General features: G+C 67.3%; 16 protein-coding genes. 9 read left to right on the top strand and 7 right to left on the bottom strand.

Annotated elements, in window-relative coordinates:
- Window positions 1–128 precede the first annotated feature (128 nt).
- Entirely contained in the window at window positions 129–2,891 is a 2,763-nt protein-coding gene (locus tag AC1D3B_RS26180; RefSeq protein ID WP_478193591.1) for a winged helix-turn-helix domain-containing protein, read from the bottom strand.
- A gap of 194 nt (window positions 2,892–3,085) precedes the next feature.
- On the opposite strand from AC1D3B_RS26180, the gene AC1D3B_RS26175 reads away from it, so the two are divergent.
- The 5 genes from AC1D3B_RS26175 to AC1D3B_RS26155 all read left to right on the top strand — a co-directional run bounded on the left by AC1D3B_RS26175 (window position 3,086) and on the right by AC1D3B_RS26155 (window position 6,966).
- The gene (locus AC1D3B_RS26175; RefSeq protein ID WP_478193590.1) at window positions 3,086–4,159 is read left to right on the top strand and encodes an aromatic ring-hydroxylating oxygenase subunit alpha; all 1,074 of its coding nucleotides are present in this window, start codon (window positions 3,086–3,088) and stop codon (window positions 4,157–4,159) included.
- Between the two features lie 54 nt (window positions 4,160–4,213).
- Entirely contained in the window at window positions 4,214–4,609 is a 396-nt protein-coding gene (locus tag AC1D3B_RS26170) for a RidA family protein (protein WP_478193589.1), read from the top strand.
- 36 nt (window positions 4,610–4,645) lie between these two features.
- Window positions 4,646–5,038 (top strand): 2Fe-2S iron-sulfur cluster-binding protein, encoded by a 393-nt coding sequence (locus AC1D3B_RS26165; RefSeq protein ID WP_478193588.1) that lies wholly within the window; start codon window positions 4,646–4,648, stop codon window positions 5,036–5,038.
- A gap of 2 nt (window positions 5,039–5,040) precedes the next feature.
- Window positions 5,041–6,294 (top strand): NAD(P)/FAD-dependent oxidoreductase, encoded by a 1,254-nt coding sequence (locus AC1D3B_RS26160; protein ID WP_478193587.1) that lies wholly within the window; start codon window positions 5,041–5,043, stop codon window positions 6,292–6,294.
- A gap of 165 nt (window positions 6,295–6,459) precedes the next feature.
- A complete protein-coding gene (locus AC1D3B_RS26155) occupies window positions 6,460–6,966 on the top strand; it encodes a tyrosine-type recombinase/integrase (protein ID WP_478193586.1) in 507 nt (168 codons plus the stop codon).
- Window positions 6,967–7,493: 527 nt separating this feature from the next.
- On the opposite strand, the gene AC1D3B_RS26150 is transcribed toward AC1D3B_RS26155, so the two are convergent.
- From AC1D3B_RS26150 to AC1D3B_RS26135, 4 genes are read right to left on the bottom strand one after another with little or no spacing between them, the layout of a single operon-like run.
- The gene (locus AC1D3B_RS26150) at window positions 7,494–8,606 is read right to left on the bottom strand and encodes an NAD(P)H-dependent flavin oxidoreductase (protein ID WP_478193585.1); all 1,113 of its coding nucleotides are present in this window, start codon (window positions 8,604–8,606) and stop codon (window positions 7,494–7,496) included.
- Window positions 8,603–9,583 carry a tripartite tricarboxylate transporter substrate binding protein gene (locus tag AC1D3B_RS26145; protein WP_478193584.1) on the bottom strand — a complete coding sequence of 327 codons (981 nt, stop codon included), beginning with the start codon at window positions 9,581–9,583 and terminating at the stop codon, window positions 8,603–8,605. The genes AC1D3B_RS26150 and AC1D3B_RS26145 overlap by 4 nt, the downstream gene beginning before the upstream one ends.
- Window positions 9,584–9,628: 45 nt before the next feature.
- Window positions 9,629–10,783, bottom strand: coding sequence for an acyl-CoA dehydrogenase family protein (locus tag AC1D3B_RS26140; protein WP_478193583.1), 1,155 nt, complete (start codon window positions 10,781–10,783; stop codon window positions 9,629–9,631).
- A gap of 23 nt (window positions 10,784–10,806) precedes the next feature.
- Window positions 10,807–11,616: an IclR family transcriptional regulator gene (locus tag AC1D3B_RS26135; protein WP_478193703.1), complete on the bottom strand. Its 810-nt coding sequence runs from the start codon at window positions 11,614–11,616 to the stop codon at window positions 10,807–10,809.
- Window positions 11,617–11,851: 235 nt separating this feature from the next.
- On the opposite strand from AC1D3B_RS26135, the gene AC1D3B_RS26130 reads away from it, so the two are divergent.
- Complete coding sequence (locus AC1D3B_RS26130; protein ID WP_478193702.1) at window positions 11,852–13,009, top strand: CaiB/BaiF CoA transferase family protein; 1,158 nt, start codon at window positions 11,852–11,854, stop codon at window positions 13,007–13,009.
- Window positions 13,010–13,013: 4 nt separating this feature from the next.
- Here the strand turns inward: AC1D3B_RS26130 and AC1D3B_RS26125 are convergent, their stop codons facing one another.
- On the bottom strand, window positions 13,014–14,246 hold the full coding sequence (locus tag AC1D3B_RS26125) for an acyl-CoA dehydrogenase family protein (RefSeq protein WP_478193582.1): 1,233 nt from the start codon (window positions 14,244–14,246) through the stop codon (window positions 13,014–13,016).
- A gap of 120 nt (window positions 14,247–14,366) precedes the next feature.
- Here AC1D3B_RS26125 and AC1D3B_RS26120 point away from each other — a divergent pair, with 120 nt between their 5' ends.
- The 3 genes from AC1D3B_RS26120 to AC1D3B_RS26110 all read left to right on the top strand — a co-directional run bounded on the left by AC1D3B_RS26120 (window position 14,367) and on the right by AC1D3B_RS26110 (window position 17,963).
- Window positions 14,367–15,368, top strand: coding sequence for a YhdH/YhfP family quinone oxidoreductase (locus tag AC1D3B_RS26120; RefSeq protein ID WP_478193581.1), 1,002 nt, complete (start codon window positions 14,367–14,369; stop codon window positions 15,366–15,368).
- Window positions 15,369–15,380: 12 nt separating this feature from the next.
- Window positions 15,381–16,514 (top strand): CaiB/BaiF CoA transferase family protein, encoded by a 1,134-nt coding sequence (locus AC1D3B_RS26115; RefSeq protein WP_478193580.1) that lies wholly within the window; start codon window positions 15,381–15,383, stop codon window positions 16,512–16,514.
- Window positions 16,515–16,742: 228 nt separating this feature from the next.
- Window positions 16,743–17,963 (top strand): DUF4382 domain-containing protein, encoded by a 1,221-nt coding sequence (locus tag AC1D3B_RS26110; protein ID WP_478193579.1) that lies wholly within the window; start codon window positions 16,743–16,745, stop codon window positions 17,961–17,963.
- Between the two features lie 211 nt (window positions 17,964–18,174).
- Here AC1D3B_RS26110 and AC1D3B_RS26105 read toward each other — a convergent pair.
- The coding region (locus tag AC1D3B_RS26105) for an autotransporter outer membrane beta-barrel domain-containing protein (protein WP_478193578.1) at window positions 18,175–19,275 on the bottom strand (1,101 nt) is incomplete at its 5' end.

Below are 19,275 nucleotides of genomic sequence, written 5' to 3'. Positions count from 1 at the left end.
TCCAAATCGATGGGGCACTGCCCGGTATGGGCGAGTGGTTGCCATCGTGCCGCTGTGCGGCTTGTCAGGCAGTCACATGCAATGTGTGATGTGACTGCATCCCGCCTCACCCGCGCTGCGGGCCGGGCTCAGGATTCGCGTGCGTACGGCGCCGCCACGCTCGATGGCCTGAGCACCTGCTGCTCCCTGGCGATGGTGATCAGCTGCGAGCGGGTCGTTGCGCAGAGCTTGCGGTAGAGGTTCTTGCGGTGCGTCAACACCGTGTTGACCGAGATGGCAAGACGGCGCGCGATCTCCTTGCTGGTGAGCCCATCGCAGATGAGCGCCAGCACGTCGGCTTCTCGTTTGCTCAGCATGTCGCTCGCCACTGGCGTGTGGGCCGAGTCCGCGAGGGCCGCCACGGGCGGCGATCCTGGCACGCTCGGCTGCACGCAATCCTGCGCCACCTGCGCCTGCACCAGCTGCATGAAAACGCCAATCGCGCGGGTCAGGGTGAAGCCCTCGGTATATTGGCGCAGCATCCGCAACATGACCGGGCCTTCGTCCAGCACGGGCCGCACCAGGCCCGCTTCCGCGGCCTGCAGCAGCGCCCGCGACAGTGGCCGCACGTAGGCATCGTTGCCGCGTTCGAACAGCATGCGGGCTTCGAGCAGGTCGCGTTCGAGCCGGCACAGGCTGTGGTTGCCGGTGCCGGAGAACACCAGTTGGTCAATGTCGTCCAGCATCTGTGCACAAGTGCCGGTGTCGTGCCTGTCGAGGGCGTGCCGCGCCAGCGCCAGCAGCCGGGTGTACCAGACGCGCCAGCCCTGCTGCTGCACCGAGACGGAGCGCGGATGCGCGCTTTGCAACTGGGCCGCAAGCCGGTCGGCCTGCTCCGTGTCGCCGCTCATACAGGCTTCGCGCAGCTGGTGGTTCTGCAGGATCTGGTCCAGCCGCCAGAGACGCCGGCTGCGGGCCATGTGGCGGCCTTGTTCCAGCACCGACAGCGCGGCCGGACCATCGCCGAGCACGCGCATGGCGGAACTCAGCGTGCGGTAGAGCGAGGCATACAGGTCGACCCAGCCATCGCCGTCGGCGACGGCTTCGCGCCAGTAGGCGGTGCAGTTGCGCGAGGCCACGACCTGGTTGCGCGCGTAAAGAATCTCTGCGCCGAGGATTTGCGCGGCCATGACCTGGTTGCCGCCATCGCCGAAGCAGCGCACCGCTTCCGCTTCGGCATGTGCGTAGATGCCCGCTGCGCGGCTGATGTGCCCCTCGGCGAGCTCGGCCAGGCCCATGGACAGGAAGGCGTAGATCTGCACGTACGGAATGCCGACGCGTTCGCACAGGTCGACCGATTCCTGGCCGACGGTCAGCGCCTTGTAGAAGCTGCCTGCGTGGTAGAACGACCATGAGAGCAATTCGCGAATGACCGAGGAGCGGATCGCGTCGCCGGTCAGGTCGGTGCCGAGTCCGGCCTCGGCCTTGATCAGTGCTTGCGGGCCCAGCGTGCGATCTTCGTAGAGCGACAGCAGCAGTTCCATGACGATGCCGTCGGCCTGCGTGAGCTCGGGCGTCTCGGCGCAGACGCTGAAGTCGTGGGTCCTTGTTTTCAGGTCCTCGAAGCACTGCCGGGCCTGAGTGATGTCGCCGGTGTGCACGAGCCGGTAGATGCGTGCCAGTTCCAGCGACGGGTACGCGCGCACCACGGCCAGCGGCAGGCTGTGCAGGATGCGCGCAGCCGTCGCGCCGCCACGAAACAGCAGGCACCAGCCGCCGGAGGAAATCAGCAGCCTGGCGATCAGATTGGCATCGCCGACCGCGCCGATGTGCGGGAGTGCCTGCGCGTACAACCCGCGCTGCAGCAGCCAGGCGGCAACCCTGCGGTGGAGGTCGGTCGCTGCGGCGGGTTGCTGCGGATGGCGCGCACGCAAGTAGGCGGCAAACAGGCGATGGTAGCGAAGCCACTGCGGGCGCTCGTCCACCTGCAGGATGAACAGGCTCTGCTGCCCCAGCATCTCGAGGATGGCCGGGGTGTCCGGGGACTCAGTCAGGCATTCGGCCAGCTCGGGCGAGATCTCGTCCAGCACCGACAGCTTGAGCACGACATCGCGCACCGGTGCCGGCAGCGGGCGCAGCACTTCTTCGTCGAAATAGGCGTGCAGCCGGCTGCTGATGCACAGTGCGGCGGCCAGTGCCTGGGGCGGCCGCGCCGCAACACCGGGCTGTCGCGCCAGGTCGCGGCAGATGCGCAACGCCACCGGCCAGCCCTCGGCAAATTGCTGCACCTGTTCCAGTTCGTCTTGCGAGACGGCATCGCCCAGGTAGCGCGTCGCCTCTTCGTCGCTGAAGCGCAGCTCTTCGCTGCCAATTTCCATGGCGGTGCCTTCCACCGACATGGCGCCGAAGCCAAAAGACGGCCGGACGCGTGACGCGATGACTAGTTGGCAGCGCGATGGCAGCCCCTGCAGCAGTGCCTGCAACACGGCGTCGAGTCCGGTCGAAGGGAAGTGACGCAGATGGTCGATGAACAACGTGAAGGGCCGAACTGCCGCAGCGTTCAGCAGCAGGTCGTCCAGCGCCAGGGCGCGCGGTGCGTCTTCGCGCAGCACTTGCGCGAGGGTCAGGCTTTGGGTCAGTGCCGCCAGCAACGAGTGCTCGTCGCTGCAGCCCCGGGTCAGCGACAGCCAGGCGGCGCCGCGCGATTCGCGGCGCMGCGACCGGAACCACAGGGACATCAGCGTGGTCTTGCCGTAACCCGCTGGCGCCACGATCAGGACCGTGCGCGGCTTCGGCCCCGGCGCGGGCAGCCGCGAGGAGAGGTCCATGCAGGGCGCGGGCAAAACCGGAAGACCGCAGTCCTCCGCGCTCGCTCGCTGCCCGTCCTGGTGTTCGACGAGCGTGAGACTCATATCCGTATTTCCTTGTTCATCGTGGGGCGCTGGCGCGGCCATTGCGCCACGAATAGGGGACATCCACACCCGGGTTAGCCCTGAAAAGCAATGCCTCACACGGGGGTCCCCTGTTGGGTGTGAGTGGCAACGCAAGCTCCGCGCCACAGAATTCATCGCATCACCCACCGACCCCGATGTACAGGAGATTTCCCATGGAAGTGCATGCACTCAAAGACCGCCGACCCGGCGCCACCCCTTCGCGCTCCAGCATCAGCGCCGCACAATTCGGCGCGGCCTCTCCACGCAGGCGTGTGTTGGCCAGCCCCATACCCGCAGAAGGCGAGAACGGCCTGTTCTCGCAAAGCTGGTTCCCCATCTGCTTGTCCACCGACATTCCCAAGGGCGGGGTCATTGGACGTCCTTTCCTGGACGGGAAGGTGGTGGCCTTCCGAGGCGAGGACGGCAACGCCCGGGTCATGAGCGCCTACTGCCCGCACATGGGGGCCGATCTCTCCATCGGCGCCGTCGTGGGCAACAACATCCAGTGCGCGTTCCACAAGTGGGAAATGAACGGCGATGGCTGGTGCGAGAAGACCGGGGTTGGCGATCCGGCGCCGAAAACCGCCTGCATCTACACCTTTCCGACGCAGGAGCGTTGGGGCGTGGTGTTCGCCTTCAATGGCGACACGCCGACCTGGGACTTGCCCGACTTCCGGTACCCGGATGATGAACTCCTGGTCTCGGTCAGCCCGAGGATCGATTTCGGCGCGGACCCGTGGGTCTTTGCCGCCAATACGCCGGACGTGGCGCACCTGATGACGGTCCACGGCCTGGAGGGCAGTCACGTGGTGCCTGATGACGACATCAATTGGTTCGAGCATGGCTTCATGTACCACTCTGAGTGGCTGCATTGGGGCGACAAGAAGCTCAACTGGGACATCGGCATCTACGGCACCAGCCTCTTCATTCAGGACGGCACGCTGGACGATCAGTGGTTCGGCCTCGCGGCGCCCTTTGGCATGCCGGAACCTGGCAAGTCGTTCTCGTACTTCATCAATGTGGTGCACAAGGGGGACGGCAGCGACCGCTCGGAAATTCGGGCCAAGGAATGGCTGCGCGTGAGCACGAACCTCGAAATAACTTTCGGCATGCAGGACCTCAACCTCCTGAACACCATCCACTATCGGCCGGGCTCGCTGACCCGCACCGACAAGTTCCTGAGCAAGTTCTTCGACTACCTGCGCGCCTATCCGCGCGCCCATCCCTCCGCGGATTTCATCCGCTGAGCCGGCCGCCACACCGCACCAGCTATGCCCATCACGCTCCACCAGGAATTTCCCATGGCACGCTCCAACAACGTCTATCTTTTGCGCCCCGAACTCGAAACCAAGTTCGGCTTTTCCCAGGCCGTCCGGGCCGGCGATCTGCTCTTCATCGCGGGTTCCGTCAGTTGGGATCAGGACGGGACGCCCATTGACGTCGACGACATGGCGGCGCAGATCCGCAATTGCTACGCAGACATCGAGAAGACGCTCCAGCACCACGGCCTGAGCTTCGATCACCTGGTCAAGGAGACGATCTACACGCGCGACATGGGTGCGCTGGTGCGGCATGCGGATGCCCGGTTGGCGGTGTTCAAGGGCGGCCCGGCGCCGGCTTCGACCTGGATCGAGATCGATTCGCTCGTCGCGCCGGAACTGCTGCTGGAAATCGAGGCCGTGGCCTCGTTCAAGTAGCGGGCCGAGGCCCATCCGCAGCGCAGGGAGGCACCGATGACCGACAGAAGTCCAGCAACCTTCGGGGCCGACCCGCACGAGGCGTCGGCGCCAAGTGCATCGGCGCGAGAGCCCGCTACGACGGTCCGTGTCCAGGATCCGCGGCGCGGCGAGCGCACCCTCGAAGCCTCGGGACAGCAGACCTTGATGCAATTGCTGCGCGATCGCGGCATGTCCGTCATGGCGCTGTGCGGTGGCGGCATGTCTTGTGGCACTTGCCACGTCCATTTGCCGCGGCCATGGGCCGATCGAATCGCAGCCGCCTCATCGGACGAGGTGGCAATCCTAGAGGGCTGCGAAGATTACCGGCCCGGGCTTTCACGGCTCAGCTGTCAGGTGCGCCTCGAGCCCGCACTTGACGGCGTGCGGCTCACCGTCATCGGAGAATAGCCATGTCTTCCATCGTCGTGATTGGTGGCGGCCACGCGGCGGCGCAGTTGTGCAGCGAATTGGTCGCGCAGGCCGCAGAAGCGCAATCCGATTCCGCCTGGAAACTGACGATCATCAGCCAGGAGGCGCATGCGCCCTATCACCGACCGCCGCTGTCGAAGAGTTTCTTGCGTGAACCCGCGGCGGGGTTGCAATCGTTGCTCGGCGAGGCCTTCTACCCGGAGCATGGGATCACGCTGCGCCTGCAGACGCGGGCCGAGCAGATCGACCGTGCCCGGCAACGGGTCATGGTTCGATCGTTGAGCGCGGGCGCACCGTCCGAATGCCTGCCTTATGACGTGCTGGTGCTGGCGACCGGCGCGCGTGCACGTCGCCTGCCGCCGGCTTGGGGCCAAGACGCATCGCCCCAGGGCGTGCATCTGTTGCGAAGCGCCGACGATGCCTTGGGACTGGCACGCGGGCTGAAGCAGGCCCGATCGCTCGCGGTCCTCGGTGCCGGCTTCATTGGCCTCGAAGCGGCTGCGACCGCGGCCACGCTGGGGCTGCAAGTCACGGTATTGGAGTCGGCTGCCCGCTTGTTGGCCCGCGCCGTCTCTCCAGCGTTGTCCGAGCACCTGCGCGAGGTCCATGCCCAATCGTCGATCGACCTGCGGCTGGGTACGCAAGTGCGCGGCTTGCGGCAACGCGATGGCCGCTTCACCGGGCTGGCGCTGGTCGATGGCAGCGTGTCGGCCGACCTGTTGCTCGCCGGCATCGGGGCCGAGCCTGACACCTCGCTGGCCCGCGACTGCGGGCTGGATTGCGAGAACGGCATTGCGGTCGATGAAGGTCTTGCGACGACCGATCCCTGCATCTTCGCGATCGGTGATTGCGCCGCGTTTCCGGACCCGGTCAACGGGGGCAGGATGCGGCTGGAGTCGGTGCAGAACGCACAGGCGCAGGCCCGGTTGCTGAGCCATCGGCTGCTCGGGCGCGGCGCGCCGGCCTATGTGCCGGCGCCGTCATTCTGGTCGGACCAAGGTCAAACGCGCCTCCAAATTGCGGGCCTGTGGCGGCCCGGCGGAGAGTGTGTTCGGCGCATCGGCAATAAGCCAGGCAGTTTTTCGTTGCTGCACTACGCGGGCGAACGGTTGTTGGCGGTCGAGTCGGTGAACGCACCCGGCGATCACATGGCGGCCCGCCGATGGCTGGCCCGGGGCCACTCGCCTCTGAAACACCACGCCGTAAATTCGGAACTGGCGCTAGGGGCGCTTTAACGACGCTTCGACAAGTGCAGTGGCATCGACGCGCGCACGGTCTTCTGGTTTATCAGCGCGGGCCGGTTCTCGTTGTGCCAGGTAGGCCTCGCCGAGCCGGTGGTCCGGATTTCTCTGGCACTCGAGGCAGCGAATGTCCGTGCAATAAGTTATGCGGAGTGTCGGTTGACATCCGGACGTGGTCCGCAAGTACTTGTCGCGCTTGGGTTTGCTGAGGGCAACCGTGTCAATTTTCATCAAAGATACGATTACCCCAAGACGAACCACAACGGGAAGATACGTCCGGAAGATGTGAAGCCGGTGGTCGGCTCGGCCGCAGAAGCGCTCGAGGCCTGGGTGAAGGCGAGCGGCATCCCCTCGGGGCCCCTCTTCCGGCGCATCCTCAAGAACGGAAAGCTCGGCACCGACGGGCTCTCGGGCACGGCGGTACGCGACATCGTGAAGGCGCGCTGTGCGCTCGCCGGCGTGGGAGAGAACTTCTCGGCGCACTCGCTGCGTTCGGGGTTCGTCACCGAAGCCGGAAGACAAAACATGCCGCTGCAGGAGACGATGGCGATGACGGGGCATCACAGCACGGACACCGTGGCGGGGTATTTCCGGGCCGGGCCCGCGCAGGTGAGTGCGGTGGCTCGGATGATGGACTCGGGAAAGCAGAGTTCCGATAAAGCCTGAAGGGGCCATTCAGGGCGACGCAGTGACGCAGTGACGCAGGGGCAGGATCGCTGAATCGTGCAGCCACGCCCGCCCTGAAAACGTCGCAGCCTGACGTTCGCCTCAGGAACGCTCACTGGACGACGCCCTACTCGACGCCGTACTATGAACGGCGCAAAACTCGTGAACCAGCGAACGTGGGGATAAATGCGATACTTTTTTTGTTCAATCGTCGGCGCGTTTGCCATCTGGACGCTGGCGGCATGCCACCATCCGACGCCAAGCCCCTCGATCGGCGTCGGCAATCCATATCCAGTCAGCAGCTACGTCTGCGACGGGACACGCTTGGCTGTGCGCTTGATGGGAGAAAGCGCCTCGATCTCCGTTGACGGGGCGGCTGCCGTCGATCTTCCGGCGATCGGAGAGTCGGGGACCACGTTTTCCAACGGCCGCCAAACGCTGCTCATCGAGCAGGGTCGCACCTCGTGGGCCGTGGGACGCGCCATGCCGGTTGCGTGCACCGGCGGCTGACGCGGGAGAGTGACTGCCTACTGAGCGGCCCAGCCGCGCATGCGGGCCCACGCGGCCTGCATGTCGGCCACCAGCGCGTGCATCTGCGCGGCCACCGTGGTCTCGCGCTCGATGCCGAACACGCTCTGGCCAGCCGCCTCGTAGATGAGCCGTGCGTCGTCGAACTCGTGCATCGAGGCGAACACGTCGCCCGTCAGCGCCTGCTGCAGCGGCATGTCCAGCGGCGCGGGCGCACCAGGCTCGTTCCACGCGTCGATCCAGTCGCTGCGCACAACGCGGCAGGGCTTGCCGCTGTGGGCGCGCGTGATGAGCGTGTCTTCGCTGCCGCTGGCGATGAGCCGTTGCAACAGCGCGGGCGGCGTGTGGTTTTCCTTCGCGCCCATCCACAGCGTGCCCAGCCACGCGCCCTGCGCACCCATGCCCAGCACACCCAGCACCTGCGCGCCGGTGGCGATGCCGCCGGCCGCCAGCACCGGCACGTCGCCTGCTTCGGCGATGACCTGCGGCAACAGCGAGAGCGTGCCGACCGTGCCCGTGTGGCCGCCCGCGTCGTAGCCCTGTGCCACCAGCACCTCCACGCCCATGCCGAGCGCCTTGCGCGCATGCCGCACCGAGCCAACCAGCGAGAATGTGAGCTTGCCGCGCGCCTTCGCCCGTCCGATGAGGTCGGCGCGCAGGCCGATGGCCGTGGCCACGCCGCGCGCATCGGAGTCGAGCACGGCCTCGATCTGGGCATCGAACAGCGCCTTGGTGCGCACCTGTGTCGTGAAAAAGCTGGGCCGCTGCGGCGGCTTCACGTGGAGGCGGTCGCGCAACCCTTCCACGAAGGCCACGTGCTGCGCGGGCAGTTGCGCACGCACGCTCTCGATGCTCGTGGCCTCTTCGGGCACCTGCGAGGGCAGCATCAGGTCAATGCCGTAGGGCATGCCTGCCATGCGCGCGCTGACCTCGGCCAGGATGTGCGGAATCTCGTGCGGCAGCTCGCGCGCGAGCCCCAGCACCGGAAAGCCCCCCGCCTGCGCAATGGCCACGCACACGTCCATCGAGTGCGAGAAACCGAAGATCGGATGACGGATGCCCAGCCAGTCGCACAGCGGCGGCCGCAGGGGCGAATCGCCCGCGGTGTTCATTGCGCTTCGATGCCCGCCGCCTTGATGACCTTGCTCCACTTGTCGTATTCGGTCGCGATGAAGGCGTCGAACTGCTTGGGCCCCTGTGGCGCCACCTCGAGGCCGAGCACTTCGAACTTGGGCTTCATCGCCGGGTCGGCCAGGATCTCGGCCACGTCGGCGGACAGCCTGGCGGCGATGGCGTCGGGCGTCTTCACCGGCGCGACAAGGCCGAACCACGTGCCCACGTCGTAGCCCTTCAGGCCCGTGGCCTCCGCCACGGTGGGAATGTCGGGCAAGGCGCTGGAGCGCTTGCTCGTGGTCACGGCCAGCGGGCGCAGCTTGCCGGTCTTGATGTGCGGCACGGCCAGCGCCACGGTGAGCGGCATCATCGTCACACGGCCCGCGAGCAGGTCGCTGAGCGCGTCGGGCTGGCCGCGATAAGGCACCTGCGTGATCTTGATGCCCGCGCTCTGCGCCAACAGTTCGCCTGACAGATGGTTGGACGTGCCCATGCCGGCCGTCGCGTAGGTCAGCGATGGATTGGCCTTCTTCGCCATCGCGACCAGCTCCGCCATGGTCTTGGCGGGCACTTCGGTCGGCACCACGAACACGTTGGGAATCACGCCGAAGCCCTCGATGGCGCGAAAGTCGCGCACGGGGTTCCAGGCCACGCCCTTGATGAGGCTCGGCGCCACCGCGTGGCTGGGGCTCACGCACAGCAGCGTGTAGCCGTCGGGCGCGGCCTTGGCCACGTAGTCGGTGCCGATCGAGCCGCCCGCACCGGTCTTGTTCTCGACGATGACGGGCTGGCCGTACTTGGCCGACAGCCGCTCGCCCACGAGCCGCGCCACCGAGTCGACCACGCCCCCGGCGGTGAACGGCACGATGATGCGGATCGGCTTGGCCGGGTAATTGCCCTGCGCGAGCGCGGGCGCCGCCATTGCCAGGGACTGGACTGCGACGAGCGCGGCCAGCAAGGTGCTTTTGAGGGTCATGGTTTGTCTCCGTTGGTGATGACTGGCTGCGCCGCCGGCTCAGGTCTAGTGCCCGGCTTGTGCCATGGTGCGGCGCGCGATGTTGGTGAGATGGATCTGGCTTGTGCCTTCGTAGAGGCGGAACAGCCGCACGTCGCGGTAGAAGCGCTCGGCCACGTTGTCGTTGATGTAGCCGCCGCCGCCGAAGACCTGCACCGCGCGGTCGGCCACGCGGCCGCACATCTCGGAGGCGAACAGCTTGCACATCGACGCTTCCATGGTCACGTCGGCGCCGTCGTCGCGCTTGCGCGCCGTCTCCAGCAGCAGCGCGCGGGCGGCGTGCACTTCGGTATTGCTCTCCGCAATCATCTGCTGCACAAGCTGGAACTCGCCGATGGCCTGGCCGAACTGCTTGCGCGATGCGGCGCGCGCCACCATCTCGTCGACGAGCCGGATGGCCGGGCCGATGCACAGCCCCGCGAGGTTGATGCGCTGCTTGTTCAGCGCCTTCATCGCCGTCTTGAAGCCCAGCCCCGGCATGCCGCCGACGATGGCCGATTCATGCACGCGGCAGCCTTCGAGAATCACCTCGCCGACAGGCGAGCCGTGCTGGCCCATCTTGCGATAGCCCGTGGGCGCCGTGAGGCCTGGGGTGTCGCGCTCGACCAGGAAGGCCGTGATGCCGGCCGCGCCCTTGGCCTGCATGTCGGTGCGCGCAAACACGGTGAACAGGCCGGCGATGGGCGCGTTGGTGATGAAGCACTTGCGGCCCGTGATGACGTAATGATCGCCGTCGCGCACGGCCACGGTCCGCTGCGCGGTGGCGTCGGAGCCGGCCTCGGGCTCGGTGAGCGCGAAGCAGCCCGTGAGGCGGCCGCTGGCCAGCTCGGGCAGCCAGCGCCGCTTTTGTTCGGGCGTACCGTCGACCACGAGCGATTCGGACGCGATGCCCGTGTTGCCGCCGAAGCGCGCGCGAAAGGTGGTGGCGGCCTGCGAGACCTCCATGTTCACCAGCGACAGCTCTTCGCTCGTGAGGCCGGCGCCGCCGTATTGTTCAGGGATGCTGTGGCCGAACAGGCCCAGCGTGCGCATGCGTTCGACCACGGGCTCGGGGATGAGATCGTTGCGGTCGACCTCGGCCTCGATGGGCATGCATTCGTTGCGAATGAAGTCGCGGACTTCGGCGAGCAGGGCGTTGAACTTTTCGGGGTTGCGGATCATGGGTTCGAGGGCTTGGTAGTTGTTCAGCGCAGGCCTTGCGCCATTTCGAGTTGGCGCACGGCGTCGAGCAGCAGGGGCGCGACTTCGCGCTCCATCTTCTCGCCGGGCGGGCGGTGGGTGGCGAGCGTGCAATTCATGGCCAGCGGCGTTTCGCGCGGGGGCACGCGCACGGGCACGGCGACGGCGTGGATGTCTTTCTTCCAGTCGCCGCGCGAGTAGCAGAAGCCGCGGGCGGCAAAGACCTTCTGGTCGGCTTCCCACGCGGGACGCAACTGCTGGAACAGTGCCGCGTCCTGCAGACGCAGCCGGTTGAGGATGGCCGAGCGCTCCTGCGCCGTGCACGCCAGCACCAGCGCACGGCCGATGGCCGCGGCCAGCAGCGGGCGCGTGCTGCCGATGTCGGGCATGTGCGTGTTGGTGTTGCCGGTGCGGATGGTGTCGACGTACACCACGTCGGCGCGGTCGCGCATGCCCAGGTTCACCGAGCAGCCCGTCTCGCGCGCCAGCCTTTCCATGATGGGCCGCGCAACCTGGCGCACCTGCATGCTGGCCAGCAACGGGTAGCCCAGCGACAGCACGCCGGGCCCGAGCTTGTATTTCTGCGCGCCCGCATCACGGCTCAGGTAGCCCAGCAGCGTGAGCGTGTAGGTGATGCGCGAGACGGTGGGCTTGGGCAGGCCGGTGCGGTCCGAGATCTCGCGATTGCCCAGCACCGGGTCGGCGCTGGTGAACGCGCGCAGCACTTCCATCCCGCGCGCCAGGTTCATGGAGAACTGGCGGTCGGCGGTGAGGTCGTGCGGGTCGACGAGACCCGGAAGCGCGATGGTTGTCATGCGTGAGGAGGAACGCGGCAGTGTGGGCATGATTGGCCGATCGAAATGGGGAGTCAATGAAACGCAGCAGGTGTTTCGCTGTGCGAAACATCGATTGTTGGCCCGCGCTGCGTCTGGCAAAACCGGTCCTTACCCGGGGCCCTTTGCTCCGGCATTGGAGCCACGGTTGAATTCCCCCGACGACACCCGACGACAAGCCGCGCGCGGCGCCCTTTCCGGCGTGCGCATCCTCGACATGGCCACCGTGCTGGCCGCGCCCCTGGGCGCCACGCTGTGCGCCGACCAGGGCGCCGAAGTGGTGAAACTCGAACTGCCCGGCGGCGGCGACGCGCTGCGCGGCCTGCAGCCCGTGAAGGACGGCAAGGCGCTGTGGTGGAAGATTGCCAACCGCGGCAAGCGCGGTATCACGCTCGATGTGCGCCAGCCCGCCGGACGCGAGCTGTTGCTCAGGCTGGTGACGCAGTTCGACGTGCTGGTGGAGAATTTCCGCACCGGCACGCTCGACCGCTGGGGGCTGGACCTGGCCACGCTGCACCGCGCCAACCCGCGGCTCGTGGTGGTCCGGCTCACGGGCTTCGGCCAGACCGGGCCCTACAAGGCGCGGCCGGGTTTTGCGCGCATCTTCGAGGCGATGAGCGGCTTCACCAACCTCACGGGCGAAGCGGGCGGCTCGCCGTTGCACAGCAATTTCCCGGTGGGCGATGCGGTGGCGGGACTGTTCTGCGCCTTCTCCATCGCATCGGAGATGGCCCGCCTGCGCGGCGATCCGCAGGCGCTGGGCTGCGAAGTGGACCTGGCCGCCACCGAGGCACTGTTCCGCCTGCTCGATCCGCTGCCCGTGGAGCATGAACAGCTCGGCACGGTGCGCATGCCTGCGGGCAATTGCGCGAGCTACACCGCGCCCTCGAACATGTACCGCAGCCGCGACGGCATCTATTTTTCGGTGGTGGCTTCGTCGGACCCGATCTTCCAGCGGCTGTGCGTGGCCATCGACAAGCCCGAATGGGCGAGCGACGCGCGCTTTGCCAGCAACCCTTCGCGCGTGTTGAACCTCGTGGCGCTCGACGAAGGGCTCGGCGCATGGTTTGCTTCGCACGACTACGGCACCGTCGAACGCAAGCTCGAGGACGCGGGCATTCCGTTCAGCAAGATCTTCACCATCGCCGACATCGAGCAAGACCCGCACTACCAGGCGCGCCACGCGATCATCCGCCTGCCCGACCGCGACTACGGCACGCTGCCCGCGCCGTGCGTGGTGCCGCGCGTGCCGGGCCGCGAACTGCCCGTTCCGCGCACGGGGCCTGACACCGGTGAGCACAACGCCGAGGTTTACGGTGAGTTCGGCCTGGACGCCGCCGCGCTCGATGCGCTTCGTGCGGCCAAGGTGATCTGAAGCTTCAGTAGTCCGTGAGCGGCCCGTCGCGCAGGCACGGGTTGCGCTCGGCCAGCGGCGCGCGGCGCATCACATCGCGGCCGATCACCGTCTTGTGCACCTCGCTCGCGCCCTCCCCGATCTGGTTGAGCTTGGCATCGCGGAAGAAGCGCTCCAGCGGAAAGTCGCGCAGGTAGCCGCGCCCACCCGTGAGCTGCACCGCATCGGTCACGACCTTCATGCACAGGTCGGTGGCCTGCAACTTGGCCATGGACGCGAAGATCGACACATCGCTCGCGCCTGCGTCGTACTTGTCGGCCGTGAGCGCGAGCAAAGCACGGCTCGCCTCGATCTGCGTGACCATGTCGGCCAGCATCCACTGCACGCCTTGGTGCTCCCCCTCGCGCTTGCCGAACACGGTGCGGTCGCTCGCATAGCGGCTCGCGATCTCGACCGCACCGATCGCGCGGCCCAGCGCCATCGCGGCGTGGCCGATGCGGGCGCGCAGCAATGCGTCCTGCGCGAGCGAAAAGCCGTCGCCCTCTTCTCCAAGACGGTGTGAAGAAGGCACTTCGACCGCATCGAATTCGAGCGAAGAGATCGGCACGCCGAACCAGCCCAGCTTGTCGACCTCCGCGCTGATGCGAAAGCCCCTGGCGTCGCGCGGCATCAGCACGGCGATGAACACCGAGGGATCGTCCTCGGCGCGGCCCACCACCGCAAACCAGTCGGCCGTGCTCGCGCGCGTGATGAACTTCTTGCGCCCCGTGACGACGTAGCGCTCGCCCTCGCGGCGGATCGTCGTCGAGAGGCCGCGCACGTCGGAGCCCGCGCCGGGTTCGGTCAGCGCGAAGGCCGCCTGCAGCTCGCCGGCGCAAAGGCCCGGCACGATCGCGCGGCGCAACGTCTCGCTCGCACCCGCGACGATGGCGCGGCTCGACAGATCGGTGCCCGTGATCATCGAGGCCGAGGTGCTGCATACCCGGCCCAGCTCTTCGATGATGCGGATGCGCACGGCCTGCCGCGCGTCGGTGCCGCCGTATTCGCGCGGGAACGCCGTGGCGACCACGCCTTCGCGTGCGAGCGTGCGGAAGGTGGCCCAGGCGAACACGTCCTCGCGGGAGACGGTATCGGCTTGCGGGCCGAGCGTGTTGCGGCACAGGTCGCGCACGCGTTGAACGGTGACCTGCTCATCGGGCTGCAGGCGTTCGAGAAAGTGATCGCCGAACAGTCGTGCGGCTTGCGTGCTTGTCGTCATCTTGTGTGTCTCCGGTCGAGGGCCTGCATGGTGGCGTCGCACGGACCGCACGGTCGAGCCGTGTTTCGACAGGCGAAACACCGGCTTGCGGATGCGCTCCGGCGCTGGTCAGATGTCCCCATGCGCATTCCACAGACTTTCGAAGCCCTTCGCACGCATCAAACGGAGGGCGGCGTGCACAGTCGCATGGAGACCTTGCGGCTCGACGATTTGTCCGCCGGCGAGATCGTCGTGCGCAACCTCTACGCGGGCGTGAACTACAAGGACTGCCTCTCGCTGCACGGGCGCGCGAAGATCATCGCGTCGTATCCGCGCGTGGCGGGCATCGAGCTGGTCGGCGAGGTGGTCGCGTCATCGGTGGCTTCCTTCGAGTCCGGCCAGGCCGCGCTCGTGCACGGCTTCCAGACCGGGATTGCGTTCGACGGCGGCTTTTCCGCCTATGTGCGCGTGCCCGCCGCACATGTACAGGCCGTGCCGCAAGGACTCACGCCCCACGAGGCGGCCGTCATCGGCGTGCCCGGCTTCACGGCCGCGATGGCGCTGGAGCGCTTCATCGAAATCGGCATCGGCCCCGACACCGGCAGCGTGGCGATGAGCGGCGCGGGCGGCGCGGTAGGCCTGCTGGGCACGGCGATCCTTGCGCGCGCGGGCTATCGCGTGGCGGCCATCACGCGCCGCATGGCGCAGGAGGAACGGCTGCGTGCCATCGGTGCCCATGACGTGATCGACGCCGCCGTGCTCGACACGCCGCAACGCCCGCTGGAGAAGCCGCGCTTCGCCGCCGCCATCGACAACGTCGGCGGCCCGATGCTGTCGTGGCTGCTTCGCTCGATGGTCGATGGCGGCGCCGTGGCATCGGTGGGCAATGCGGCCGGCAACACCTACGAGGGCAGCGTGCTGCCCTTCATCATGCGGCGCGTGCAGCTGTTCGGCATCGTGGCGAATGCGCCCGTCGACCAGCGGCGGCGCCTGTGGACGAAGCTCGCGGCCGAATGGAAACCCGACATGGCGGCCGTGCTGCCGCACGTGCAGCACATCCCGCTGGGCGCGTTGATGGAACACAGCGCACGGCAACTCGACGGCGCGAGCTCGGGCCGCGTGCTCATCGATTTCTCGCGCTGAAGGATTGCGGCGATGGGTCCCTTGCGCGGTCTGCGCGTGCTGGAGTTCGAAGCCATCGGCCCCGTGCCTTGGGCCGCGATGATGCTCGCGGACATGGGCGCCGACGTGTTGCGCATCGCGCGGCCGGCGCCGGTCGACATGGGCATCGCGCGGGACTTGCGGCACGAGACGGTTCTACGCGGCCGGCGCAGCGTGACGGCGAATCTCAAGGACCCGGCCGCGCGCGATGCCGTGCTCACGCTGACGCGCAACGCGCACGTGCTGCTCGAAGGCCACCGCCCCGGTGTGATGGAACGGCTGGGCCTTGGTCCCGATGCCTGCCTGGCTGCATCGCCCGCGCTGGTCTACGGACGCATGACGGGTTGGGGCCAGCAAGGGCCGCTCGCACAGGCCGTGGGCCACGACATCAACTACATCGGCCTCACGGGTGTGTTGCATGCCGTCGGCACGGCCGACAAGCCGGTTCTGCCGCTTAACCTCATCGGCGATTTCGGCGGCGGTGCGATGCTGCTGGCGCTGGGCGTTCTGGCCGCCGTGCTGGAGGCGCGCACCAGCGGGCAAGGCCAGGTGGTTGATGCCGCGATGGTGGACGGCTCGCTGCTGTTGATGGCGCCGATCCTGGGGCGCGTGGCCACGGGCGAATGGCTGGACCGGCGCGAATCCAATCTGCTGGACGGCGGCGCGCCCTTCTACGGCGTGTACGAGACGCGCGACGGTCGGCACATGGCCGTCGGTGCCATCGAGCCCGCGTTTTACGCAGCGCTGCTCGCGGGGCTGGGCCTGGCGCCCGATGCACTGCCGCCGCAGCACGACCGCACCGCATGGCCCGAGACGCGGCGCTGTTTTGCCGCCCTCTTCGTCACGCGCACACGCGACGCGTGGTGCGCGATCTTCGACGGCACCGAGGCTTGCGTGACGCCCGTGCTTTCGCTCGCCGAAGTGCCGGGCCATGCGCACCACGTGGCGCGCGAGAGCTTCGTGCAGGTCGGCGGTGTGCGCCAGCCCGCACCGGCACCGCGCTTCTCGCGCACCACGAGCATCACGGACCGCACGCCGGCCGACGCCTGCAGCGGTGGCGACGAAGCGTTGCGCGACTGGGGTTTCGATCTCGAGGATGCGCGCCTGTCAGTCCTCGGCCAGCGCTGAGCGCATACCCGCCGCTTGGATTGCCCAGGGGCCTCGGGGTAGACAACACACCCGCTCTTCTTCCTGGAATGTCCTTTTTCATCGTTGGAATCGAGCATGCCTGCCGTGGCTTGAGGTTGCGCCGGCAGCGTTGCAAGGACGCGCGATCTGTGTGCAGGCCCTTGCTTGAAGCGTTTGCGTGTGTGCAGAATGTGAAATATTCACATTTGTCCATTCTGGAATTAGAAGATGAACACATTCGCCTGTATGCGTGCGGCCTTGTCCGTGGCGGTGCTGGGATCCCTGCTGGCTTGCGGAGGAGGAGGCGGCGGCGGCGGGGGCTCGATTCCAGTCGCCGCCMCCCCCGCCCCTACCTCCACTGCCGAGAAAGGCACGCTCCGGTTGGCGATGACCGACGCGCCGGCCTGTGGCTATGACGCCGTCAATGTGACCGTCACCAAGGTGCGCGTTAATCAGGCCGCAGACGCGGCAGAAAGTGATGCCGGTTGGCAGGACCTGCCGGTGGACCCGCCGGCGCGGATCGACCTCTTGTCGCTGACCAACGGTGTGCTCATCGAACTCGGGCAAATGCCACTGCCGATAGGCAAATACACCCAGCTGCGCCTGGTCCTGGCTGAGAACGGCGGCAGCACGCCGCTGGCGAATTCGGTCGTTCCCACTGGGGCAAAGGAAATCGCGCTGAAGACGCCCAGCGGCCAGCAATCGGGCCTGAAGGCGAATGCCGACATCAACGTGGCGGCCAACCAGATGGCGGACTTCGTGATTGACTTCGACGCCTGCAAGTCAGTGGTGAAAGCTGGCAACTCCGGCCAGTACCTGCTCAAGCCGGTGCTCACGGTGGTGCCGCGCCTGATCTCTGGCGTGCTTGGTTATGTGGCCGTCGGCGTGATCGATCCGCAGACCAGCGTTTCGCTGCAGCAGAACGGGGTGATCGTCAAGGCGACGGTGCCGGACAGCACGGGCAAATTCCTGCTGCAGCCGGCGCCTGCTGGAAACTACACCTTGGTGCTGACGGCGCCCGGCCGCACCACTGCGGTGGTGACCAGCGTGCCCGTCGCCGCTCAAACCGTGACCACGCTCAATGCATCGACGTCGGCGCTCTCCGTGCCCACTTCTCCGACGGCCACCCTGTCTGGCGTCGTGAGCACCGCCAACTCGCCGATCGAGGCGCAGGTGCGTGCCCTGCAGCCGCTGTCCGGTGGCCCGACCATCGTCGTGGCCGATCGTCCGGCGGACGGCGCCACGGGCGTCTACTCCTACGCGGTGCCGGTGAATGCGCCGCTGGTTGCGCCCTATGTCGAGACGCCCGCGGCGCTGGTCTTTGCGCCGAATACGGCTGCGGCTGGCAATTACGTAGTGGAAGCCAGCGGGGCCGGCGCGGTGAAGACGGCGTCCTCGCCGGAGCTGGCCGGGGGCGCTACCTTCGCTACCAATTTCACCCTGCCCTGAGTTGATGTGAGCTGCGCCCCGGGGACCGGGCGCACCTCAAATGGGACGATTGCCGCCACGATCGCTGGACGACCTCACAAGCCATCGACGACCGCCTCCCGGCATTCCAGCATGGCATTGACGGGTCGAAATCGCGTGCGCGCCGGGCGTTCGCCAAGCGCCATGACTGTGAACCCACGGCAACCTTGTTGCGATGACGGGTCGATCCGCATCACCAGGTCACTCGTACGCCCAGCGACCCTTGCACCGATGACTTCACCTGGGCATCGCCGCTGCTGCTGAACAACCGACCCACCTCACCGTACAGGGTCGTGACAGGCGTCAGCGCCAACGTAAAACCACCCGCGAATTCTGTGGAGGTGTAGCCACTCGCGCTCGAACTCTGGATGGCGCTGACGGGACCGACGAACGTCACCACGTCGGTGCCCGCTTCCGCGCGGTACACATTGACGCGTGCATAGGGTTGCAGACGGCCGGCCGCAGTAAAGATGTCGCCCTTGATCCGCACGCCGAGGCGGCCGATCCAGCCTGCGTCGGAGTCCTGCTGGACGCGCGCGCCGACGATTCGCACGTCGTCGAACCGCGTACTGAGATAAATCAGCTGTGCCTGGGGCTCGATGCTCCATGCGCCTGTCAGGGCAAAGGACTTGCCCGCTTCGAGCGATGCCGAGTAGCTCCGCGCCTTGCCTGACGCCGACAAGCTGACATCGGGCCGCACGTCGTAGCGATGGCTGCCCGCTTGCAGCACAGTGTCAGCGTACCAGCCGTTCGCATCCATCCAGGTCGCATAGCCACCGAGGAAGCTCGAGCGCAGATCGTTGCTACCGACTCTGCCAGTGGCGACACGGGTGTTGCTCACGTCGACGCTGCCGTCGAGCGAGCCGACGTAGACACCGACACGCCAGTTGTCGGCGGTCAGGAAGTCGCTGCCGGCCTGCAGGCCGCTCAATTGACCCTGACTGTTCGGCGAAGCGATGCCGTTCTGGCGGATGTCCAGATCGCTGTAGATAGCGCGCGCCCAGGCGCCAACCGCGGGACCGGTATCGCCGGCGCGGCGATGCAGGTTGCCCACCATCGCGAGATCACTTTGGCGCACTTGCGCGGGAAGGGCAGCGAACAGCAGCGCCTCCTTCTGAGATGCGGGTGCCGGCGGAGCAGGCGCTGCCACGCTCGCCTCGGACTGCGCAGTTGTTTCCTCGGCGGCGACTGCTGGTGCTGCACTCTTGGTGGGCTCTTCTGCGGCGGGTGCCGGTGCCGGTGCSGGTGCSGGTGCCGGTGCGGGTGCGGGTGCGGGTGCGGGTGCGGGTGCGGG

The organism is Variovorax sp. P5_A3 (assembly GCF_056400665.1).
Note: the sequence above shows the minus strand (reverse complement) of the source record. Positions and strands in the feature narration are given on the sequence as shown.